The 21,763-nt window shown below is 52.2% G+C and carries 20 protein-coding genes; 7 read left to right on the plus strand and 13 right to left on the minus strand.

Going from position 1 to position 21,763, the window contains the following annotated elements; translation table 11 throughout:
• Window positions 1-48 precede the first annotated feature (48 nt).
• From OCU43_RS14475 to OCU43_RS14485, 3 genes are read right to left on the minus strand one after another with little or no spacing between them, the layout of a single operon-like run.
• Window positions 49-339 (minus strand): TIGR02450 family Trp-rich protein, encoded by a 291-nt coding sequence (locus OCU43_RS14475; RefSeq protein ID WP_338024069.1) that lies wholly within the window; start codon window positions 337-339, stop codon window positions 49-51.
• On the minus strand, window positions 278-931 hold the full coding sequence (locus OCU43_RS14480; RefSeq protein ID WP_091357146.1) for a ChrR family anti-sigma-E factor: 654 nt from the start codon (window positions 929-931) through the stop codon (window positions 278-280). Before OCU43_RS14480 ends, OCU43_RS14475 begins: the two co-directional genes overlap by 62 nt.
• Window positions 921-1,526 (minus strand): sigma-70 family RNA polymerase sigma factor, encoded by a 606-nt coding sequence (locus OCU43_RS14485; RefSeq protein ID WP_091356760.1) that lies wholly within the window; start codon window positions 1,524-1,526, stop codon window positions 921-923. The genes OCU43_RS14480 and OCU43_RS14485 overlap by 11 nt, the downstream gene beginning before the upstream one ends.
• 200 nt (window positions 1,527-1,726) lie before the next feature.
• Between OCU43_RS14485 and OCU43_RS14490 the strand changes: the two genes are divergently transcribed.
• The 4 genes from OCU43_RS14490 (at window position 1,727) to OCU43_RS14505 (ending at window position 5,659) form a co-directional block, all read left to right on the plus strand.
• Window positions 1,727-3,103 carry an NAD(P)/FAD-dependent oxidoreductase gene (locus OCU43_RS14490; protein WP_091356757.1) on the plus strand — a complete coding sequence of 459 codons (1,377 nt, stop codon included), beginning with the start codon at window positions 1,727-1,729 and terminating at the stop codon, window positions 3,101-3,103.
• The gene (locus OCU43_RS14495; protein ID WP_091356754.1) at window positions 3,096-3,908 is read left to right on the plus strand and encodes a DUF1365 domain-containing protein; all 813 of its coding nucleotides are present in this window, start codon (window positions 3,096-3,098) and stop codon (window positions 3,906-3,908) included. Before OCU43_RS14490 ends, OCU43_RS14495 begins: the two co-directional genes overlap by 8 nt.
• On the plus strand, window positions 3,895-5,250 hold the full coding sequence (locus OCU43_RS14500) for an SAM-dependent methyltransferase (protein ID WP_245756534.1): 1,356 nt from the start codon (window positions 3,895-3,897) through the stop codon (window positions 5,248-5,250). Before OCU43_RS14495 ends, OCU43_RS14500 begins: the two co-directional genes overlap by 14 nt.
• Before the next feature lie 124 nt (window positions 5,251-5,374).
• Entirely contained in the window at window positions 5,375-5,659 is a 285-nt protein-coding gene (locus OCU43_RS14505) for an SWEET family sugar transporter (protein WP_091356751.1), read from the plus strand.
• On the opposite strand, the gene OCU43_RS14510 is transcribed toward OCU43_RS14505, so the two are convergent.
• Genes OCU43_RS14510 through OCU43_RS14530 form a run of 5 tightly spaced genes read right to left on the minus strand, consistent with a single transcriptional unit; the run spans window position 5,644 to window position 8,571 of the window.
• Entirely contained in the window at window positions 5,644-6,093 is a 450-nt protein-coding gene (locus OCU43_RS14510) for a nuclear transport factor 2 family protein (RefSeq protein WP_091356748.1), read from the minus strand. The genes OCU43_RS14505 and OCU43_RS14510 overlap by 16 nt on opposite strands.
• Window positions 6,077-6,940, minus strand: coding sequence for an SDR family NAD(P)-dependent oxidoreductase (locus tag OCU43_RS14515; protein ID WP_091356745.1), 864 nt, complete (start codon window positions 6,938-6,940; stop codon window positions 6,077-6,079). The genes OCU43_RS14510 and OCU43_RS14515 overlap by 17 nt, the downstream gene beginning before the upstream one ends.
• Window positions 6,937-7,530, minus strand: coding sequence for a DUF3833 domain-containing protein (locus OCU43_RS14520; protein WP_091356740.1), 594 nt, complete (start codon window positions 7,528-7,530; stop codon window positions 6,937-6,939). The genes OCU43_RS14515 and OCU43_RS14520 overlap by 4 nt, the downstream gene beginning before the upstream one ends.
• 14 nt (window positions 7,531-7,544) lie before the next feature.
• Entirely contained in the window at window positions 7,545-8,060 is a 516-nt protein-coding gene (locus OCU43_RS14525; protein WP_139203165.1) for a hypothetical protein, read from the minus strand.
• Complete coding sequence (locus tag OCU43_RS14530; RefSeq protein ID WP_091356735.1) at window positions 8,050-8,571, minus strand: DUF2878 domain-containing protein; 522 nt, start codon at window positions 8,569-8,571, stop codon at window positions 8,050-8,052. Before OCU43_RS14530 ends, OCU43_RS14525 begins: the two co-directional genes overlap by 11 nt.
• Before the next feature lie 231 nt (window positions 8,572-8,802).
• Here OCU43_RS14530 and OCU43_RS14535 point away from each other — a divergent pair, with 231 nt between their 5' ends.
• Window positions 8,803-11,307, plus strand: a complete 2,505-nt coding sequence (locus OCU43_RS14535; protein ID WP_091356733.1) for an EAL domain-containing protein — start codon at window positions 8,803-8,805, stop codon at window positions 11,305-11,307.
• Between the two features lie 70 nt (window positions 11,308-11,377).
• On the opposite strand, the gene OCU43_RS14540 is transcribed toward OCU43_RS14535, so the two are convergent.
• Genes OCU43_RS14540 through OCU43_RS14560 form a run of 5 tightly spaced genes read right to left on the minus strand, consistent with a single transcriptional unit; the run spans window position 11,378 to window position 16,496 of the window.
• Window positions 11,378-11,857, minus strand: coding sequence for a hydrogenase maturation protease (locus OCU43_RS14540; RefSeq protein WP_091356730.1), 480 nt, complete (start codon window positions 11,855-11,857; stop codon window positions 11,378-11,380).
• On the minus strand, window positions 11,841-13,307 hold the full coding sequence (locus tag OCU43_RS14545; RefSeq protein ID WP_091356728.1) for a Ni/Fe hydrogenase subunit alpha: 1,467 nt from the start codon (window positions 13,305-13,307) through the stop codon (window positions 11,841-11,843). The genes OCU43_RS14540 and OCU43_RS14545 overlap by 17 nt, the downstream gene beginning before the upstream one ends.
• Window positions 13,308-13,321: 14 nt before the next feature.
• A complete protein-coding gene (locus OCU43_RS14550; RefSeq protein ID WP_091356725.1) occupies window positions 13,322-13,951 on the minus strand; it encodes an NADH-quinone oxidoreductase subunit B family protein in 630 nt (209 codons plus the stop codon).
• Window positions 13,948-14,652 (minus strand): 2Fe-2S iron-sulfur cluster-binding protein, encoded by a 705-nt coding sequence (locus OCU43_RS14555; protein ID WP_091356723.1) that lies wholly within the window; start codon window positions 14,650-14,652, stop codon window positions 13,948-13,950. Before OCU43_RS14555 ends, OCU43_RS14550 begins: the two co-directional genes overlap by 4 nt.
• Window positions 14,649-16,496, minus strand: coding sequence for an NAD(P)H-dependent oxidoreductase subunit E (locus OCU43_RS14560; protein WP_091356720.1), 1,848 nt, complete (start codon window positions 16,494-16,496; stop codon window positions 14,649-14,651). The genes OCU43_RS14555 and OCU43_RS14560 overlap by 4 nt, the downstream gene beginning before the upstream one ends.
• A gap of 324 nt (window positions 16,497-16,820) precedes the next feature.
• Here OCU43_RS14560 and OCU43_RS14565 point away from each other — a divergent pair, with 324 nt between their 5' ends.
• Complete coding sequence (locus tag OCU43_RS14565) at window positions 16,821-18,293, plus strand: metallophosphoesterase family protein (RefSeq protein WP_091356719.1); 1,473 nt, start codon at window positions 16,821-16,823, stop codon at window positions 18,291-18,293.
• A gap of 20 nt (window positions 18,294-18,313) precedes the next feature.
• Window positions 18,314-21,736 (plus strand): GMC oxidoreductase, encoded by a 3,423-nt coding sequence (locus OCU43_RS14570; RefSeq protein ID WP_091356716.1) that lies wholly within the window; start codon window positions 18,314-18,316, stop codon window positions 21,734-21,736.
• Window positions 21,737-21,763 lie beyond the last annotated feature (27 nt).

The raw sequence follows: 21,763 nt of genomic DNA on the forward strand, positions 1-21,763 counted from the left end.
ACTCAGCAAAAAGCCGGTCATCACTGCCCGGCTTTTTAATATAAAAGTTTAGCACCACCCCTGTTTCCAGTGATCACTATCAGCCAGTATCTGCCAGTGAATAACGTGTTCCCGGTGGCTGATCACGGCTTCAAGAACGCACTGTTGAACAACACCGTCATCATCTTTCAGCAACTTCGTCACTAAAAAATGTTTCTCTTTATTGTGCGGTTCAACCGCTGTCCACTTACTCAAATGCAATTTAGACGGGTTAAATCGGTTCCTTTCTGCCATCGGATCAGAAACCAGTGATTGGCTGTACCAGCTTACCAAACAAAGTGGTAAACCTGAGAGGCGCATCGGTAGCGATCAGACAGATACAATCCACTTTACTATCGACCAGCGGTTGATGTTCAATCTGATCATCCAGATCGGCCACATCGCCGCGGCAGAAACGCCCAACCTCATCGGAAAAAGAGCCTCGCAGCACCATGGTCAGCTCATTGCCATTGTGGGTGTGCGCCAGCATCGCCTTTCCCGGTGCAATTCTCAGCAGCCGGGAAACACCATGTCCCTCCCAGGGCATATCATAGTAAGCAACACCAGGAACGATCCGTTTCCACTCCAGCTGATCCAGAGGGCAGTGAATATACTCTCTTAAGGGGGCCGGTATCTCAGGATCCATGACGATAGGCGTAACCGGGACGCTCTCCTGCTTGGTCGGCAGTTCATCAAGCTGAGTCAGTACCGATGCCAGCATATCATCGGCAACGGTTTCGGGCTCCAGTGATTCCAGCAGTGCACCACCAACGGCATCAGAGTGCTCAGCCCGCTCACGACACTGTGGACAGATCGACAGATGGGATGCCACCACCAGCGCCATGCCCTGGGACAGAGCGCCAGCCGAATAGCTGATAAGGGTTGCATCATCGAGGTGATGATTAATGTTCATACTCATCACCTCCCCAGATCTGTTTCAGTTTTTCTGTTGCCAGGCGGATTCTGGATTTAACACTCCCCAGAGGGATATCGAGACGGCTGGCGATATCACCGTGTGATCGCCCTTCGAAATAAGACATGTAGATAACCTGCGCCTGCTTTTCCGGCAGCTGGCTGATCGCCTGTGCTACCCGGTCTGATAATACTTCCTGCTCCCCCTGTCCTGACTCGCAAGCCGTTTCACTCCACTCATCAAGACTGTACTGGGGATATTTCTGCTTACGCATCCAGTCGATGCTCTGATTTCGTGCCAGAGTAAAGATCCAGGTGCTGGCCGCCGCTTTATCCGGATGATACATGTGTGCCTTGCGCCACACCGATAGCATCACCTCCTGCGTCACCTCTTCGGCAGCGGAGATAGCCACGCCCAACCGTACGATATAGGCCTTAACCCTGGGCGCAAAATGGTTGAACAACCGGGCATAGATCGATTTATCTGGTTTTACCGCCAATCGGCCCAACAGATCGCTCCAGTCTGCACTGGCCATCTCGGCCTGACTCAGTTGTACGATGTTATCCACATCCTCTCCCGGTGGTCTGTTCTTCATATACCCCTTTACGTATTCAGATAATTAACCGGATCATCCCAGCTGAAAAAATTTTGCCGGGTAACTGCTTTATTCACAACAGAATCTGTGATCCTATTTTGAAACCTTCACGTATAGCCCTGCAAATAATGCGCTTGCTGAACGATTGTTTATTCATTTTGTTACCGCGCGTCAAACAGATCACAGTATGGACTGCTCCGATGAATATTACTGCCATCCGCCCGAAAAAAATTGCCGTTATCGGTTCCGGTATTGCCGGCCTGAGCTGCGCCTGGCTGTTGAACAAAGCCCACCGGGTAACACTCTATGAAAAGGATGACCGGTTGGGTGGCCATTCCAATACTGTCCGGTTCGATCTCGACGGCACTCAGATCGATGTCGATACCGGGTTCATCGTTTTTAACCCGGTGAACTATCCCAATCTGGTTAAGTTCTTTGAACATATCAACCTGCCAACCTGTGCCACCGATATGTCATTCGCAGTCTCGGTAGACAATGGACGGTTAGAGTACAGTGGCACCGGTCTGAATGGTCTGTTTGCGCAGAAACGCAACCTGATCAGTCCGGCCTTCTGGTCGATGATCAGAGACCTGATGCGCTTCTATCGCAACGCAGACAGGATGATGGCTGATCCTTCACTGGCAAACCTCACTCTGGAGCAGTTACTCAGCCAGCATAGCTACGGTGATCGTTTTATCTATGACCACCTGCTGCCTATGGGGGCGGCCATCTGGTCCACCCCGGTGCAGCAGATGCTCAGGTATCCTGCGCTGAGTTTTCTCCGTTTCTGTCAGAACCATGGCCTGTTACAGATTAATGACCGGCCTCAATGGCATACCATCCCAGGCGGCAGTATCGGCTACGTCAGCAGAATCGCCACCGAACTGGCAGATAATGTCAGAATTAACAGCCGCATACACAAAATCATCCGTCACCCGGACTTCGTGGTTATCGAAGACCTTCACGGTGCCCGGGAGCACTATGATGAGGTAGTGCTGGCCTGCCATGCTGATCAGGCTCTGGCTCTGCTGGAAAAGCCCACCGCAGAGGAACAGCAACTGCTGAGCAGCGTCCCCTATCAGAGGAACCGGGCGTATCTTCATCTTGATGAGAGCCTGCTACCGCAGAACAAAAAGGTCTGGTCCAGCTGGAATTATATGGCGTCAGGCAACGCCAGAGACGAGCGCCAGGTTTCTGTCAGTTACTGGATGAACCGTTTGCAGCCACTGGCGACTGAGCAACCGGTCATCGTGTCTCTCAATCCCCCGAAAGAGCCTGCAGCAGATAAACTGATACGCAGTTTTTTCTACGATCACCCCGCCTTTGACCAGAACTCTCTGACCCAGCAGCAGAATCTCTGGAGTCTTCAGGGACAGCAAAAAACCTGGTTCTGCGGGGCATGGTTTGGTTATGGTTTTCATGAAGATGGACTGCAATCGGGGCTGGCAGTCGCAGAGCAACTGGGGGGGATTCCCCGCCCCTGGCATCTGGACAACCCCAACAGCAGAATTATCGTCACCCAAAGACCGCCTGAAAGGTCTATGGAGGATGAGATAAGGACCCGCATCCATGGCTAAACTGAACTCCTCAGTGTTCGCTGGTGTTGTTATGCATCACCGTTTTACACCGAAGCGGCATCGTTTTATCTATCGGGTTTTCTCGCTGTGCATCGACCTCGATGAACTGCCTCTGCTAAGCAACACCCTGAGATATTTTGCTATCAACCGCTTCGGCCTGATGTCATTTCACGAAAAAGATTATGGTCGCGGAGAGGGTCGGTTACGTCAGGAGATCACCGGGCTGCTGTCATCCCGGGGTTATGCATCAGCCACACACCGCATTGAGCTGCTCTGCTATCCAAGAATTCTGGGGTATACCTTTAATCCTCTGAGTGTCTACTTCTGCTATAACCCTGACAATCAGGTGGAGGTGATACTTTATGAGGTCAGCAACACCTTCGGCCAACGGCACAGTTATCTGCTGGTGAACGATAATCCCGATGATAAGATTGTCCGCCATAGCTGCCATAAGCTGATGTATGTCAGTCCGTTTATGCCCATGGACACCGCCTATAGTTTCAGAATCCTGCCGCCCCGGGAAAGGATTTCCGTATGCATTCAACAGAGCTGCAGAGATGACGCGAAGATCACTCCGATACTGAATGCCACGTTTACCGGACAACGACAGGAGATAAACGATATAAACCTGCTCAGGCTGTTTATCAGTCACCCCCTGATGACCCTGAAAGTGATGGGAGCGATCCACTGGGAAGCACTCAGACTCTGGCTGAAAGGCGTCAAACTTCAGCCGCGGAATACCACAAAAAGTTACAGCATCAGCTGGTCAGATCGCAATGGAGAAACTCACTATGAAAACCTGTAACTACCAGACCTCCTCAACCGCAGGCCGGTCACAGGTGAAAACCCTGGCACAACCATCCATGGCGCACCACAGGTATAAGCAAGAGTACAACACGGCGATTAAACCTGACTGGCTGGAGCAAAGAGTGCTCAACCGGCTCGGTGCGCCCCTGAGTCAAACCCGGGGGAGAATCCACCTGATTATGCCCAGCGGCTATCAACAGGCGTTTGGCCAGGGAAGTCTTGATCACGATCAGCCCGACACTGAGACCTGTCCTAATCAATCCGATGAAATACTTCAGGTCACCGTTCAACTCAACAGTCTGCGCTGCCTTTTGCGCCTTTACACCGGGGGAATCACCGGCTGGTCTGAAGGCTATATAGCCGGCGAATGGGACAGCCCTGACCTGACCGCTCTGGTACGTTGGGCTCTGCAGAACGAAAAAACTCTCGAAGGGTTCGCCAAAGCAGGCTTTATTAAGCAGCTACTGGATAATATTCATCACTGGCGCAACCATAACAGCCGCACCGGCAGTCGCCGCAATATTGCCGCCCACTATGATCTGGGCAATGACTTTTATCGTCTCTGGCTGGACCCGACAATGTCCTACTCGTCAGCGCTGTTTAGCTCCCCACTGCAATCACTCGAACAGGCACAAACCGCCAAATACCAGCGGATTCTGGATCTGCTAAAACCTGAGGAGAACGACCATATTCTGGAGATAGGCTGCGGCTGGGGAGGCTTTGCAGAGCGGGCTTTACGGCAACATAAAGTCAGAGTTCATGGCGTTACTCTGTCTGAAGAGCAGCTTCAGTGGAGTCGCAACAGACTCAGATCAGCAGGGCTCGATAAAAGCGCCAATATCAGCCTCACCGATTACCGGGATCTGCTCAGTCAGTATGATGCGGTTGTCTCCATTGAGATGTTTGAAGCTGTGGGGGAAAAATACTGGGACAGCTATTTCAATACCCTCGAACAATCACTCAAACCGGGCGGAAAAGCGGTACTTCAGGTGATCAGTATTGAAGAGGAACGGTTTAAAACCTATCGCAATCAGGCGGACTTTATTCAACGCTATATTTTCCCGGGAGGGATGCTACCCAGCATTAGCCGACTGGAGCAAAAGTTTGCTGAGCATGGCTTCACTCTGGAATATAAACAGCTCTTTGGCAAAGATTATGCCCGCACCCTCAGGCTCTGGCGGGAGAGTTTTGAACAGCACAGCGAAGCCCTCGAACAGCTGGGCTATGACGAGCGCTTCAGACGTTTATGGCGTTACTATCTCTGTTACTGCGAGGGAGGCTTTGAAGAGGGAACTATCGATGTAGGCTTGTATCAACTGATCAACCGGAACACAGACTAATGCTATTCCGTTTCCTGTTTAGAATTAAAAAACATCATTTGTATAAAGCCCCGGGGCAACCTATGATGCTCACCTTTCATACAACTTTTCAGACAAGCTTAATAACGCTATTAAAGACACCATGATGGATAATTTCACTCTGATAGGGCTGATGGCGGCCACCTGCACCACCCTCTCATTTGTACCCCAGGTAGTTCATATACTGCGCACCGGTAATGTGGAGGGCATCTCACTGATGATGTATTCCGTTTTTACTGTCGGGGTAGCCTTATGGCTGGCCTATGGCGTGGTGCTTGGTGATCTTCCAGTGATACTGGCCAATCTGGTCACTCTGGTTCTGGCTTCTATGGTGCTTGTGCTGACGCTGATCAAGCGACACAGGATCAAAAGAGATCATCCCGCTTTATAAGCGGCCCGCTTACGTATATAACCAATGACTCTCCCCAGCAGGGGAAACTCCTGCATCAGGATACTGGCATCCCAGAAGTCCTGGTGACGAGTCACCAACCCCTGTTCATTCAGACAGATACGACTCACCCCTTCCGCTGAAAATGAACCGGTCAGCGACGCTGTTGCAGAAAAACGCCAATAAATATAACCCGTGTGCCCCTGTAACTGCCACTCAAGCAGATCAAAACGTACATCCTGCAACTGTTGGAACATCTCCTCCATGATCCCCAGAAAGGCAGTTTTACCCTGCACCCGGTTGAAAGGGTCGGTGAACTCTATCTCATCAGCCACCAGCTCGCTCAGATCGTCAATTTTAGCCGGTGTTAACTGGGCCAGACAGACCGCGTATCGGTTTAACCGCTCTGTAATGCTATGACTAACTGTTTCTGACATCTTTTCCTGCTCCTGTGGCTCTGCCAATCAGCCAGAAATACCAGCGATAAGGGATTATTCTGAATAATTTAAGCAGATAAACAAAACGGCGGGGAAATATAATTTCAAACCGGTGGCTTAAAAGTCCCGCCACTATTCGTCTGGCCGCCTCATCTGCGTCCATCAGTGCCGGCATGGGAAAATCATTTTTATCGGTTAGCGGTGTGCGGACAAAGCCGGGGTTGATCAACTGAAGCTTAACCCCACTGCCCTGCAGATCTGAACGCAGCGACTCACACAGGTTGATCAGAGCCGCTTTACCGGCACCATAAGCCGCCGCCGTCGGTAAACCCCGATAGCCCGCAGAAGATGAAACCACTGCTATCTGTCCTGATGATCCAGATGTTTTTATCGCGTCAGCCGGTTTCGTCTGGCTGACCGGAACACCTCTTTGCAGATAACGGTATAACACAGGTTCAAGACAGTTTATCGTTCCCTGTAAATTGATATCCAGCAGCGCTTTACATCGCTTTGCAGAGAACTCGTATGCGGAAAAGGGATCATGAGTGCCCGCATTCAACACCACCAGCTCTGGCATAAACCCTTTAGCATCCCAGCTAAGAAACAGCTGTTGCAGAGCATCTGCGTCACGAATATCAAGCGGTACCGGAATCAGTTCACCTTCGCAGCCTCGCAATTCCTGCTGTAACTGTTCAAGTTGCTCAGAGGTTCTGGCTGAACCATATACGATGACACCCCGGCGACATAATAGCCGGGTCAGCTCTGCCCCTATCCCTCTCCCCGCGCCCGTCACCCAGGCGGTCTTCCAGGGATAGCGCGGCTTTTCTGTACTGTTTGCTTTACTCATTGTCCCTCCGGACCGGTGCATACAGACTCAGCGTCCCGCGTCTGAAATGCCTCGTCATCTGCCAGTTTTCGAATATGCAGGGTCAGTTGACCCACCGGCAGACCAAACTTTTTCATCCTGGTCCGGTTGATCAGATTGTTCTCATCGATCAGGTAGAGCCAGTCATCCAGGGCGATATTCCAGACCTTACCGTTAACCGGCACCTGTAGGGTATAGCGCCAGTTAAGAGCATTCCCCTGAGCCTCTCCCCGCGCCTCGCCGACAATGTCGCCAGCCGTTCCCCGATAGCGGTTTCCCTCCTTGACTATGGTCCAGCAGCGGCTCTGTTGCTCTCCATCACTGAAATAGAACTGTTCATCCAGAACCCCCTTGGCCTCCTGCCACTGTGCCGATATGTCGGCGCGGAAACGTCGGGTCACCCTGCCAGAAAAATCCTGCACAATGCCATAGGCAACCAGACGGCCATTAAAAAACTGATCCAGTGCTAATGTGGGTTTTTCATCACGGTAAGCATCGAGAGAACTGGCACAACCGGGAAGTACTAATAAAACCGGTAAAGCCAGTGCCAGTATTGAAGTCGTTTGCGTCATAACAATCGTCCTTTTTACTCTGAATTTCTTCCAGTTAACTGTCGTGTAAACCCGGGGAAAGCACTGTTATCAGATAGCCAGATACCCAGAAACGCCTGGCAAAAACGGTTATCTCTAATGCTGCCAAGATAGTGCTGATTGTGATAAAAGTGCCCATACCCATCGGCATCCTGATAAAAGCCAAGGGTGTCCTGGTCCTCTATATCCGGCCATAGGGTTGCCAATGACCCAAGCCATAAGGCCTGATCATCCGGGGCGATACCGGACTTCTGCCACTGTCTGCGTGTCTCATCGAGCAGGCTCTGCTTGCTGACATCGCGCTGATATTCTAAGGTGAGCAGCAAAGGCATCATTGCAGAGACAAACACACCCTGCGGACTGGCCAGCCGGGCACGATAAATACTCAACCAGAGCACCTTCAGCTCAGCCTCACCAATCACCTTCATATTCTTTGGCAGTGGGGTCGCAACCGCGTGGGCCAGACCGGCAAAAAACAGAACCAGAGTGATCAATAACAGATTAATACGCACCACGGCCCTCCCCCGAAAAGTGCTGACCACTGATCCAGAGCTGCAGGGGGAACAGGGCCATCCAGATAAACATCAATATCAGAGCCCCTGGCAACCATGGCACGCCAAGACTCACAGCTCCCAGCTTTGCCGCTGCACTATATGCCAGGCTACCGGCAACTCCACCACATACTGAAGCGACCACCCAGCGCTTATGGAAAAATCTCAGGCTCTGGTTCAAAGTTGCTGCGAAACAGAACCACAGCAGCAATAACCATAAGGGGGGCAACGGTGTAGAGGGAAAACGAAACAAGCCCGCCAGGGTTAACAGCAGATCAACCGCGAACCCCGTCAGGCCACAGAGCAGCACCACATACACTTCATGAACCGGCTGTCTGTGGAACCACAGGTGTAGCAGCAATAAAACAACCAGCACGGCAACACTCTGACTGGTGAGCAGAATGGCGCTCCACCAGGCCAGTTGAAAGCCTGCCTGATTAACCCAGAAGTTTTGAGACAAACCTGATTTCATCGACTTTGCTCCTCCTGAGACTGTTACGCACAAACGTCAAAGTAAGATCAGTCAAACGGGAGGCTGGCAAGAAACCTCAAACAGGATCTATATCATAGAATGTTTATTTTGTTTAAATTCAACCTCAACAACTACTCATTTAAGGCATGAAACTGCTATACCCGTTTAAAATGCCCGAGTAAAATTATCCTCTTTTATAGCAAGACCACTGGTGAAAAGGTTCTTTTTTCGATGTCCAGACCTCCTAAGGTTACTAGTCCGTTACTTGTCAGACATATTGCTCAGTCTAATCTGATCACCTGCACTCCGGATTCAACAGCAGACAGTCTGATCAGGCTGATGGCCGACAAGAAGATAGGTTGCATAGTTGTGTGCGAAAACCGCTTGCCGGTTGGTATCGTTACCCGACGGGATCTGATAGGCCTGTGGGCCGGCAATGCCCAGCACACGCCGGTCACTCAATTCATGTCCTCACCGGTACACACGGTCTCCGAATGGGAATCAGTCGATGAAGCAGGCCTTAAGTTTATCGCCGAGGAGGTACGCCACTTCGTCGTCACCAAGAACTCCGGTGAAGCCTGCGGCATTATTACTGAAACCGATGTCGTGAACAGCCACGGCATCGAGCATGATCTTTTCCTCCGATCAGTTGAAGAGATCGCCGATCATTCGCCGGTCTCTGTCGATGGCAACAGTACCGTGCTCACTGCATTGCAAAAGCTGAACCAGTCCGGCAGGTCGGCCCTGTTGATCACCCTGCATAACGAAATCAGCGGAATCTTCACCGAACGGGACGCGGTAGCACTGATCGCGCAGGATATGCAGGGCCGGTTGATTTGCGATCTCTGCAACAGCACTCTGGTAACGGTTGAGCAGAGTTTAAGCCTGTATAACGCCCGCAAAGTGTTTCTGCAACACCAGTTCCAGCATCTTGCGATTACCAACCATCAGGGAAAGATCACCGGACTGATCTCCTACTCCGATATCCTCCGTAGTGTCGAAAATGATTATGTCTACCGCCTGCGGGAATTGCTCAATGAACGGGACAAGGCGCTGGAGAAATCTCAGCACAGCCTTAAACTCGCAGATAAAGTGATTGAAGCGTCAATGGAGGCGATCGTTATCTGCGACAAGAACGCTCAGATCCTTCGGGTCAATCCATCCTTCACCGAGATCACCGGCTATACCAGCGCCGAAGTACTGGGTAAAAATCCGAACATCCTGAGTTCAGGACGTCACAACAAATCGTTCTATAAAGCGATGTGGCAGAGTCTCACAGAGCAGGGATTCTGGCAGGGGGAGATCTGGAACCGGCGGAAAGATGGTGCGGTGTATCCGGAGTGGCTCAGTATCACCTCAATCCGGGATGACCATGGCAATATTTCGCAATATGCATCAATCTTCACCGATCTGACCGAGATAAAAAAATCAGAAGCCCGTATCCGGCGGCTGGCTTACTTCGATGAGCTCACCCGGCTTCCCAATCGAAAACTGTTTAATGACCGTCTGCAACTCTCAATAGGCTATGCCAGAGAGCATCAGCACCGGATCGCCGTGGCCTATATTGATGTGGATTTTTTTCAACAGATCAACGATCTGCATGGCCATGAAACCGGTGACAGAGTACTTAAAGAGATCGGTCGGCGCATTGAGCATCAGTTAGATGACAGCGACACCGTTGCCCGTTTTGGCGGCGATGAATTTAATCTGATTCTCACTGATGTCGATGATACCCCCCATATCAGTGAGTTTCTCAACCGCTTACTCAGCACCGTCAATCAACCCATTCTGATCGAAGATAAAGAGCTGAAAGTCACTGTCAGTATCGGTGTTAGTTTCTTTCCAACCGATGCAGACGATGCCGAGTCGCTGCTCAAGTGTGCCAACTCGGCAGTCCATCTGGCAAAAGATTTCGGGCGCAACAGCTTCCGCTTTTTCTCCCCGGAACAGCACCGCCTGATTCAGTCCCGTTATCAGATGGGAAGTGACCTGCAGGCTGCGTTAGATAATGGCGAGTTTCAACTCTATTTCCAGCCAAAAGTCGGCCTTCACACGGGCAGACCGACCAGTTGTGAAGCGCTGTTACGCTGGCTGCATCCGCAACTGGGGTTTATCTCACCAGCTGAATTTATACCGCTGGCAGAGGATCTGGGGCTGATCAACCGCATCGGGCGTTTTGTGCTTGAGGAGGCATGTCAGCAAATTGCCCGATGGCGTGAACAGGGAGAAGAGATCAATGTCGCCATCAATCTCTCGGCCAGGCAGTTTCAGCAGGGCGATATTGCCGAACAGATTCTTGAGTGTCTGAAACAGCACAACCTCCCCGCGCACCTGCTGTCTGTAGAGCTGACCGAATCCTGTTTCCTCTATTGCCCTGAGGAGACCAAGGAAGCACTTAATACACTTCGCAGCCAGGGTATTCAGGTGGCGATCGATGATTTTGGCACCGGTTATTCCAGTCTCAGTTATATTCGTACTATCGCGCTTGATATTCTCAAGATCGACCGTAGTTTTCTGGTCAATCTGGAAGCCTCGGAGGTAGATCGGGCAATCGTCACCTCAATCATAGAGATGAGCCATGTACTGGGCCTGCAAGTGGTTGCCGAAGGCATCGAACATCAGTCTCAGGTAACGATTCTCAAACAGATGAAATGCGATCAGTTACAAGGGTTTCTGTTAGCCCGACCGATGCCGGCAGACGCGTTTATTAACTGGTATAAACACCAGAATGCTTAACCCTGATACTTAGCCTCCGATGCTTAACCCCTATACTTACCCCTTTCTGGCACCCGGGCCAGAAAGGGGCTCAGTCAGCACTGAAGTGGGCAATAGCCGCATCTAAATTAGACTTCGCAGCGACAGTCAGCCCCTCCTGCAACTCCCACTCATAACCTCTGATCGCCAGAACATAGACCTCGGGTTGCCGTTCAAAACAGAGCTGACAAGTGGCGATGATCGAGGGAATGGAGATCGCATGGGAGGTGAAGCTGAAATCCAGCTCGGCCCTGGCCCTGTACAGCGAAAACGTACTCACCTCCGGACTCCGGGTAGCATCGATAAACAGCACTTTTTGCTTACTGCTGATCAGGTCGGCATCTTCGAGAAACAACTGATAGTTTCGCACCCTCTCTGCTTCAACGCAGAGCCCGGCGGCTTCGAGCCAGTCAACAAACGCCCACCCCAGTCCATCATCCTGGCGTCCCACATTACCGATGCCATAGATCAGACAGTTTTCATGACCAAAATCTGCCAGCGATAACTGAACCGGTTCAACGGCGCTGTTCATCGACTATCTGCCCCTCAGCATCGAACAGTGAGATCTCCAGCGGCATCTGCCCCAGTGCATGGGTTGCACAGCTGAGACAGGGGTCATAAGCGCGAATCCCCACTTCGATCGCATTCATCATCCCTTCGGTAATTTCAGCTTTACCGCTGATATAGTCCTGCGCAACCGACCTGACGGTCCGGTTGATAACACTATTGTTCTGGGTTGTCGACACAATCAGATTAGCGAAACTGATACTGCCCGATCTGTCCGCCCGGTAGTGATGCAGCAGAGTCCCCCGCGGGGCCTCAACAACACCGATCCCCTCGCCGGTCCAGGCGTTGTCTGCGGGCGTCATTAGCAACTGCTCGTTTTGCAGATCGGGATCATGCAGCAGCTCTTTAATCAGCTCCGCTGAATGGATAATTTCTATCGCCCGCGCCCAGTTGGTATGCAGGGTCATATTGTTTGACTTACCACCGGTATAGGCGTGGAATTTTTCCAGCGCCGCCTGAGCCAGCGGGGTAGAGAGCGTCTTTGTCACATTCATCCGCGCCAACGGCCCCACCCGTACCGAGCCTTTCTCCCGTCCCAGATCCTTGAGGAAAGGAAACTTCATATAACTCCACTCTTCGGTCGCTTCAGAGAAATGCTCAAGATAATCGTGATAATCAAACTCCCGCACAATCCGCTTGTCTTCATCGAGAATACGGATTCTGCCGTGGTAGTAATCCACATTCCCCTCATCATTGACCAGACACATATCCAGAGATGGGACAACAGCAAAACTGTCTACCTGCTCCCGGTGCTGCTCATGAAACTCATAAAACAGCTTCAGGCCTTCCTGAGCGTATTCGATAACCTCATCGATAGAGAGAAGTCCCTCCTCACCGTTAAGAAAACGATCACGCTCTTCAAGACTGATATTCTTGCTCACGCCGCCCGGCACCGAGCTGATACCGTGCATTCTCTTACCCAACACCGTCCTGATCAGCTCCTGGCCCCACTTACGCAACGCCACAACCCGCTTTACCAGCGCCGGATTCTGCTCCACCAGCCCGAGCACATTACGCTGCTCCGGCGGGGCATCCATACCAAACAGCATCTCAGGAACCACCAGATAAAAATAGGCGGTGACATGGGATTGTAACTGCTGGGCATAGTGCCCCAGCCGACGGACTTTTTCCGCCGTTGGCAACATTGGGATACCCGACCCCAGCCCGACCCCCACCATGTCGTCCAGCGCTTTGGCACCACACAGGTGGTGGCTGACAAAACAGATGCCACAGATCCGTTGCAGCAGCATCGGAGCCTCCCAGTAGGGGTGCCCCTGTATCAGTTTTTCGAAGCCGCGGAACTCCACCACATGAAGTTTGGCATCGGTGACGTTATTGTCATCATCCAGTTGAATGGTGACTTTGCCATGTCCCTCAATACGGGTAACAGGATCAATAACCAGTTTTCGACTCATCACGGTTCCCTCTGTTAATCGTATCGGTTAATCGATGCAGGCAGATCGAATTCGCGCCCGTTAATCAGATCATCCAGCACTTTTAGAATGGTTGCTCCGTCGGGCGGGCAACCAGGAATAAAATAATCCATTTTAACCACTTCATGACAGGGGTAGACCCGGGTGGTTATCCTCGGTATATCTTCATGATAGGGAATCGTGGGTATCGCATCGGGTACAGCGGTCACCGAATCCACATAGGCCTCTCGCAGGCAATCACTCAGTTCCACCTCGTTTCGCATCGCCGGAACACCGCCCCAGACCGCACAGGCACCCACCGATATCAGGATGTCGCAGTTCTCACGAAACTCTTTCAGGGTCTCAATATTCTCCTCATTGGCGATTCCTCCTTCGACAAAACCGATGGCGCAACGTTCACGAATCCGCTTAATATCGGTCAGCGATGAACGCAGAATAGTGACTTTATCCAGCAGCCCCAGCAGCGCCTCATCCATATCCAGCATTGACAGGGTACAACCCCAGCAGCCACACAGGCCGATCATGGCAACTTTTATCTTATTATCCCGTGCAGCCTGCAATGCAGGGTTCAGCTGGGTCGCCGGCAGATCATGGGAACAGGTCTGGTTTTTACCGGATTTACTCATGACTCTTCCTCCCCCAATGCCCGCTCACGCACCGATTGAAGCTCAAATTTACGCCGCCCGATCGGATCGTTAAAACCGACCCCCTTTTCAATGATACAACCCACCGGACAGATATCCGCGGCTTCGCGTACCTGCTCCGGCGGCATCCGGTTGGCCAGCTCAGTATTAACCTCAATCTGTGCAGTAATGCCCCGCCCCTTGATAGAAAATATTTTCTGATCGGTTTGACGGTCCCGGATAAACTCAACACAGCGCTGGCAGAAAATACAGCGGTCACGCTCCAGCCAGATATGATCTGCTGCTACCTCACGCGGTCTGAGCGGGAACCGATAGGGGAAACGGGACACCACCATCTCAACCTCATAGCCGGTGGCCTGAAGCTCGCAACGACCGCTTTTTTCGCAGCTGGGGCAGTTGTGATTACCCTCGGAAAAAAGCGACTCAATCAGTGCCTTGCGCATATCCGCCAGCTCTGTTGTGTCGACTTCAACCTGCATACCCTCAGTCACCGGCACACTACAGGCCGCGGTAATATGGCCATTCACCCGGACTGAACAGACGCGACAGGTGCCCAGACAGGGCTTCCCCTTCAGATAACAAAGTGTGGGAATATAGACGCTGTTTTGCGCTGCAACGTCCACCAGATTTTCACCGGCTTCGGTAACGACTGGCTGACCATCAATGGTTATCTGAATGCTCATTTTTCCGTCTCCGGGTCTTGAATCAGTTCTCGGGGAATATAGTCGTGGTGAGTCAGTTCGATCCTCGCCCGCTCGTTCCCCTGTAACGCGGCCTCAAGATCAAATGAGGGTAACAAAACTCCCGACTGCTCTGTCAGCTTTGCCTGATAGAGCTCAGGAAACTGCTGCAATGTAGTCAGAATCGGATTGGGGGATGTGCCCCCCAGTCCACAACGGCTGGTACTACGCACCAGTTGTCCCCAACTCACCATCTCATCCAGATCCTGCTGACATCCCCGACCGGCAATGATCCGCTCCATCTTGTTACGCAGATCAACATTACCCGACCGGCAGGGAGTACAGATACCGCAGGACTCATCAACAAAAAACTGCATGAAGTGCTTCACAATACCGAGAAGATCGCGGCTGCGATTGAAGATCATCACCGAGCCATTACAGGAAAGATCCCCGTATCCAAAACGCCGCTCACCGCCTTTGTCGACCGCAACACACTCCCCGGAGGGACCGCTGATCTGCACCGCCCAGGGGTCCTCAGCCCCAACCAGAGTAAGTAACTGATTCAGGGTGGTACCCCACTCTATTTCATAAACACCGGGGCGCTGACAGTCCCCCGACACACTCATCAACCGGCAGCCCCGGGAATCCTCAGTGCCCAGGCTCTGATACCATTCAGCTCCTTCCTGCATCACCCGGGTAACCGCAACCAGCGTCTCAACATTGTTCACACAGGTGGGCATCCCCAGATATCCCTGCTCTACCGGGTATGGGGGTTTTACCCGGGGTGTGCCACGCTTACCCTCGCAGGATTCGATCAGCGCGGATTCATCACCACAAATATAGGCACCGGCCCCCATCTGAATACGGATATCAAAGTTAAAATCAGCGTGCCCGAGAATGTTATTCCCCAGCAGCCGTTGCTCTCTGAACAGTTGTAACTGCTGCTCCAGATACGCTTTCAGGTAGATATACTCCTGCCGCAGATAGATAATGCCTTCACGGGCGCCAATAACGCTGGCGGCCAGCACCATTCCCATCAATACAGCCTGAGGCGAGCGGGTCAATAGGACCCGGTCTTTGAAGGTGCCAGGCTCTCCCTCGTCAGCATTACAGATAACGTATTTAGTCGCTCCCGGAGCCTCACGGCAGAGTTTCCATTTTAAACCGGTGGCAAAACCCGCTCCCCCATGTCCTCTCAGTTGGGCTTGAGTAATAGCCCCAATAACCGCCTCCGGGCCTGCGTCCAAACAGTTTTTCAACAGTTCAGGAAAGTCATTCCCGTTGTGGAAAAAAACTGGCCCGGCTTTGCAGATATTGGTTTCTACCAACTGATCAACATAGGCAATATCAGTTTTAGGCAGAGCCCTGGGATTAGCGATCTCTTCTGGTGACCGGCCACATTTTAACTGACTAATAATGCTGGATACTTTTTCCGGGGTCAGGCGGGTAAAGACCACCTCATCCACCAGCATGGCCGGTTCCTGGTCACTCAGGCCAATACAGGGGGTGTCATACAAACTAAAGGTTCCGGAGGGATCCATCTCCCCCAGCGTCGCGCCGGTCTCGCGTTCCAGTGCGTCCAGGACTTCCTGATAGCCCTGCATCCTGGCGATCACCGTATTGCTCAGATAGAGGGTGTAGCTGCCGGTCGACCGGTGGTGAAAATAGTGGTAGAAAGAGCTGGTTTCACGCACATCCTCAACGGCCATATTCAGCCCGTCCGCCAGCTCAGACAGCGCCTCATCGGGGAGGTAACCATACAGATGATGAAGTTCCCAGAGCATATCAAGCAGGCGGGTCCGGTCGGTCTGATAACGCTGAATGATCGCCTGGATTCGGTTATTCATATTCTCATCCTTCATGACATTTACACCGTTGCAGGTATAGCGTAGTCGTAAAATCGCTACACATCCTATCTGAATATAATCGCTGCGATAGCACAATGACCTCTATCAGATATCCACTTTAAGTCGTTACCCGGCTCTCTTTTTTAACATGTTTTTCTCCATATAGGTGCAAAAAACTACCACTTAAAACAGTTGTATGAATTTACTTCATATGCCTGTATGAGGTTTTTGTTGGCTAACCCCCATCTCATTGCCTACATTGATCTATGGACGCTCAGAGGGTAGCGGATGGCTCCCGGATCTGAAAAACAAGGAATAATCACAATGAGCGATGCAATAAGGACAAATACCGGTCAATGGTCACTGGTGGTGCTGCGGGCAACTCAGAACTCGGTGAAGGTCTGGGCAGGCACACTCTTCTCAACATTAAAAATGCCTGATCACGCCAGAATTGAGCTGGTATCACCCGACCACACAGTGGTCCATGAGATCACTAAAGCAGACTGGAACAGACCCTTCAGTTATCTCCGTAAACGGTTCTATGTCACCGCCAGCTTTGACAACCTGCAGCCCGGCACACATTATAAAATCAATTTTCTGAGGCGCATTGAGGCAATTGAGGGCGTCAGGGATGAGTCCTGGCAGCAGCTTCGCACAGGGCAATTTGAAACCCTGCCTGCCCAGCTTCCCGACAGCAGTCAGAAACCCTTTACCGTCGGTTTTGGCAGTTGCTTCTATAACCACCGGGACGGGGGCCAGGCCGCTGGATCTTACAAAGCACTGTACGACCGGGGGGATGAGGCCGTCAAACCCGCGATCACCTTTCTCACCGGCGATCAGGTGTATCTGGATATCGGTTTTGATTCACTCTCCTTTGTTAACAGCGAAATAAGACAGCGGGTAGCAGACGACTATGCGCTTCACTGGCAGGCTCTGGGCAGTATTCTTAACCGGGGAGCTACCTGGATGCTGCCCGATGATCATGAATACTGGAACGATTATCCCTTTTACGACTCGCTGATTCCCACCCTGCTGACACTTAAAATTAAACAGGTCCGGGAGACCTGGAGCAGGGCTGCATACGATGGGGTTCAGAGAGTTCAGCAAAGCCCACGGCTCGATTTTTTTAAGCTTGGTGATGAACTGTCATTCTGTCTCGCTGATCTGCGCTCCTACCGGGATCAGCACAGTTTCCTGCCAGATGCTGATTTTGACCGCCTGACCCACTGGGCCCGGTCACTGACCGCACCCGGAGTGCTGGTAATCCCCCAGCCGCTGATTGTTGAAGAGAACAAAACCGAGCGGAACCTGCTCAGTTTTAAGCAGCAGTATCAGCAACTGATAGAGGCACTGGGGGAGAGCGGTCACGATATTGTTCTGCTCAGTGGCGATGTTCATTTTGGCCGTATTGCGGTCGCTTCACTGGGGCCACAGGGTGGCCGCCTGATCGAAGTGATAGCCTCTCCCCTGTCAAATCTCACTGGTCTCAACGGCATCGCGACTGCAACCCCCAGCTTCAAACCGAAAAAATTTCCCGACCCCACGCTGTTCAGCATTCCCGGATGGTCGGCAAAACCGGTGCGGTATGACAAATCATTCGCGGTCAGCACAAAAAAAGGCTGGCCATTATCGGCCTATCCAAAGGCGCGGACCCGGGAGCACTTTATGACCGCCAGCTTCAATCGGGACGACAACGGTGAAGTCAGGCTTAAAGTTAACGCCTGGCGAGTACGGGAAAGGGACAGCGAAAACCTGCCTGCACGGGACTTTGACGAGTACGAAATTAACTTAAAATAACCACTTAACAGGGAGCCACCATGAAACCGATCGCACTGCCGCTCGATGAGATTCAGTCCCACTATGATGTGGTCGTTATAGGCTCTGGTTATGGCGGAGGCATCGCCGCATCCCGAATGTCCAGAGCCGGAAAGAAGGTCTGTCTGCTGGAACGCGGACGGGAGTTTCTGGTAGGCGAATTTCCCGACACCGCCAATGAGGTGTTCAAGGATATACAGTTCCACACCCCTGCGGGGCATATCGGCTCCCGTATCGGTCTCTTTGATATCCACGTTCATGCACAACAGAATGTAGTGGTCGGCTGCGGTTTAGGCGGCACATCGCTGATCAATGCGAATGTCTCCCTGGAACCCGACCCGGATGTATTCGAAGCCCCCTGCTGGCCTCCGGAGATTCTGCAGCATAAGGACAGTTTGCTGAAAGAGGGGTATCAGCGAGCCAGAGAGATGCTCAAGCCGACACTCTACCCAGATGACTGGCCCACCCTGGCAAAAACCGAAGCACATAAGCGTTCAGCGACTGCGATGAATGAACCCTTTTGTCGCACCCCGATCAATGTCACCTTTAAAACACCCGGCAGTGGTGTAAACCATGTCGGCGTTGAGCAGCAAGCCTGCACCAATTGCGGCGACTGTGTATCAGGCTGTAATTATGGTGCCAAAAACACCACCCGGATGAACTATCTGCCCGATGCCTGGAACCATGGCGCGGAGATATTCTGTCAGGCGGATGTCCGCTATCTGCAGAAAACCGATGCCGGCTGGTTAATTCACTATCAGGAGGTAGAGGTCGGACGCGAAAAGTTCGATGCCACCCCTCTGTTTATCAGAGCTGATATCGTTATCCTCAGTGCAGGAACCCTGGGTTCTAACGAGATTCTGTTACGCAGTAAAGCCAGGGGATTGCCGATAAGTGACCAGTTGGGCTATGGTTTCAGCGGCAATGGCGATATTCTCGGTTTTGGTTATAACTGCGACCAGACGATTAACGGTATCGGCTTTGGCAACCTCAAACCTGATGGCCGACAGCCCGTTGGCCCCTGCATCACCAGTGTTATCCGCACCGAACATGACGACTGGCGCAAACGTATGGTCATTGAGGAGGGCTCACTGCCCGGTGCGATTGGCAACTTCCTGCCAACGGCACTGGCAGCCGCTGAAAACCTTATCGGTGAAGATACCGACAGTGGCATGCTCGATGAGATACAGGAGCAAACCCGGGTCACGGAGAGTTTACTGCGGGGCCCCTACCATGGTGCCATTCATAATACCCAGACTTATCTGATCATGAGTCATGACAGTGGTGAAGGTCAGGCCCGCTTAGTCAACGACCGGCTACAGATTGAGTGGCCCAATGTGGGGCATCAACAGAACTTTATCAACGGCAATAAAAACCTGCTCAGCGCCACTAAGGCGCTGGGGGGGCAGTATGTGGAAAATCCTTTATGGACCCCTCTGTTCAAACAGAGTCTGGTTACCGTTCACCCTCTGGGTGGCTGTAATATGGCGATCAGCGGCGCCCAGGGAGTGGTCAATCATAAAGGTCAGCTGTTCAGCGATTCCGACACCTCGGTCTATGAAAACCTCTATGTCACCGACGGCTCCGTCATACCGACATCGCTGGCAGTAAACCCTCTGCTGACCATCAGTGCCATCAGCGAGCGTTGCTGCGCACTGATCGCCGCCGACCGGGGCTGGGAGATAGACTATACACTGCCTTCGGCACCGGTTAAGCCGCACCCCTCACCCACCTTAGGCATCCGTTTTACAGAAACGATGCGGGGGCAGTTCTCGACCACAGCCGATACCGGCGAAGCACTGGAAAGCTATCGCAACGCTGCAGCAAACGCGACAGCATTACCGATGGAGTTTACCCTGACCATACACTCCCATGACCTGGAAACGATGCTCACAAGTGATGATCATAGCGCCCAGATCAGCGGCACCGTGACCTGCCCTGCGCTCTCGGATAAGCCGATGAGTGTCAGTGAAGGCGAGTTCAATCTGTTCGAGCAGATGCCATCTCCGCCAGATACCCGGCATATGATCTACTCCATGCTGTTAACCACCGAACAGGGCGTACTCTATTACTTCAAGGGATATAAGCTGATCAGTAACGATCCCGATGCCCTGCATATCTGGCCGGATACCTCAACCCTCTATGTAACCGTCTATAAAGGCAGTGATGACAGCGGCCTGCTGGCGGGTAAAGGGGTTCTCAATATACTGCCCGCTGACTTTGCGGTACAGATGACCACCATGGAGGTCACCCATGCTGAGAATATGGAACAGAGACTCAGCGCAATAGCCCGCTTCGGTAAATTCTTTGCCGGTGTACTGTATGAGAATTACGGCGGGATATTCTACGATAGCCATTGTGATGAACCCAAAGCTCCACGAAAGAAACGCCCCTTGCGGGCGCCAGCGCCCGAGATCCACCCATTCACCACCGCTGATGGTGTCAGTTTACAGCTCACCCGTTTTCAGGGGGGCACAAAAGGGCCGGTCATGCTGGTTCACGGCCTGGGGGTGGCATCCTCGATCTTCAGCACCGATATGATCGACACCAATCTGGTCGAATATCTGGTCGCCCATGAATATGATGTGTGGCTGATCGATTGCCGGGTCAGCATCCTGTTAGCCGCAGCGAAACAACGTTCCAATGGCGATCAGGTAGCCCAATACGATTACCCCGCAGCCATCAGCAAAATATGTTCAGTCACCGCGGCAGACAGTATTCAGGCAGTGGTCCACTGCTATGGCGCAACAACCTTCTTTATGTCGATGCTGGCCGGACTTCAGGGCGTTCGCAGTATCGTCTGCTCTCAGATCGCCACCAATCTCGTCGTACCGCCAACAACAGCGCTGAAAACCGGGTTGCACCTGCCCTCATTTCTGGAGCGGCTGAATGTCGATCACCTCACCGCAGAGGTGCCTGAATCCGGGTCGGTACTGACACAGCTCTATGATAAGGCTCTCAACCTGTACGCGATGGCAGAGGCTCAGGGACATTGCCACAGTGAGACCTGTCACCGCATCACCTTTATGTACGCCTCACTCTACAAGCACAGCACCCTGACCGACCTGTTACACGATAATCTTGATGAACTGTTTGCCGAGGCCAATATCGGCGCCTTTGAGCACCTGGCACTGATGTGTCGTAAAGGTACTCTGGTTGATGCCGATGGCAACGATGTCTATATGCCCAACCTGGCCCGGCTTGATCTGCCAATCCTGTTTATCTCCGGTGCAGAAAACGAATGCTATCTGCCCATGAGCACCAAACTGACCTATGACATCCTGTGCCAGCACTTTGGTGCAGGCCAGTACAGCCGCCAGGAGATTCCGGGGTATGGCCATATCGATTGTATTTTCGGTAGAAACGCGGTGATCGATGTCTATCCCTTTGTGTTAGATCATCTGGAAAAAACCGCATTGTCTTAACGAAGACCCGTTAAACAGTCATCGCCT

Origin of the sequence: Amphritea atlantica, assembly GCF_024347255.1 — a bacterium.
In the GTDB taxonomy this organism is placed as follows: domain Bacteria; phylum Pseudomonadota; class Gammaproteobacteria; order Pseudomonadales; family Balneatricaceae; genus Amphritea; species Amphritea atlantica.

What these genes read in the sequence shown, in the direction of transcription:
- OCU43_RS14540 (WP_091356730.1), bottom strand. Translation starts at nt 11,857, where the DNA reads ATGAACAGCGCCGTTGAACCGGTTCAGTTATCGCTGGCAGATTTTGGT.
- OCU43_RS14505 (WP_091356751.1), top strand. Translation starts at nt 5,375, where the DNA reads ATGGATAATTTCACTCTGATAGGGCTGATGGCGGCCACCTGCACCACC.
- OCU43_RS14535 (WP_091356733.1), top strand. Translation starts at nt 8,803, where the DNA reads ATGTCCAGACCTCCTAAGGTTACTAGTCCGTTACTTGTCAGACATATT.
- OCU43_RS14495 (WP_091356754.1), top strand. Translation starts at nt 3,096, where the DNA reads ATGGCTAAACTGAACTCCTCAGTGTTCGCTGGTGTTGTTATGCATCAC.
- OCU43_RS14560 (WP_091356720.1), bottom strand. Translation starts at nt 16,496, where the DNA reads ATGAATAACCGAATCCAGGCGATCATTCAGCGTTATCAGACCGACCGG.
- OCU43_RS14565 (WP_091356719.1), top strand. Translation starts at nt 16,821, where the DNA reads ATGAGCGATGCAATAAGGACAAATACCGGTCAATGGTCACTGGTGGTG.
- OCU43_RS14545 (WP_091356728.1), bottom strand. Translation starts at nt 13,307, where the DNA reads ATGAGTCGAAAACTGGTTATTGATCCTGTTACCCGTATTGAGGGACAT.
- OCU43_RS14485 (WP_091356760.1), bottom strand. Translation starts at nt 1,526, where the DNA reads ATGAAGAACAGACCACCGGGAGAGGATGTGGATAACATCGTACAACTG.
- OCU43_RS14480 (WP_091357146.1), bottom strand. Translation starts at nt 931, where the DNA reads ATGAACATTAATCATCACCTCGATGATGCAACCCTTATCAGCTATTCG.
- OCU43_RS14475 (WP_338024069.1), bottom strand. Translation starts at nt 339, where the DNA reads ATGCGCCTCTCAGGTTTACCACTTTGTTTGGTAAGCTGGTACAGCCAA.
- OCU43_RS14555 (WP_091356723.1), bottom strand. Translation starts at nt 14,652, where the DNA reads ATGAGCATTCAGATAACCATTGATGGTCAGCCAGTCGTTACCGAAGCC.
- OCU43_RS14550 (WP_091356725.1), bottom strand. Translation starts at nt 13,951, where the DNA reads ATGAGTAAATCCGGTAAAAACCAGACCTGTTCCCATGATCTGCCGGCG.
- OCU43_RS14510 (WP_091356748.1), bottom strand. Translation starts at nt 6,093, where the DNA reads ATGTCAGAAACAGTTAGTCATAGCATTACAGAGCGGTTAAACCGATAC.
- OCU43_RS14530 (WP_091356735.1), bottom strand. Translation starts at nt 8,571, where the DNA reads ATGAAATCAGGTTTGTCTCAAAACTTCTGGGTTAATCAGGCAGGCTTT.
- OCU43_RS14490 (WP_091356757.1), top strand. Translation starts at nt 1,727, where the DNA reads ATGAATATTACTGCCATCCGCCCGAAAAAAATTGCCGTTATCGGTTCC.
- OCU43_RS14520 (WP_091356740.1), bottom strand. Translation starts at nt 7,530, where the DNA reads ATGACGCAAACGACTTCAATACTGGCACTGGCTTTACCGGTTTTATTA.
- OCU43_RS14515 (WP_091356745.1), bottom strand. Translation starts at nt 6,940, where the DNA reads ATGAGTAAAGCAAACAGTACAGAAAAGCCGCGCTATCCCTGGAAGACC.
- OCU43_RS14500 (WP_245756534.1), top strand. Translation starts at nt 3,895, where the DNA reads ATGAAAACCTGTAACTACCAGACCTCCTCAACCGCAGGCCGGTCACAG.
- OCU43_RS14570 (WP_091356716.1), top strand. Translation starts at nt 18,314, where the DNA reads ATGAAACCGATCGCACTGCCGCTCGATGAGATTCAGTCCCACTATGAT.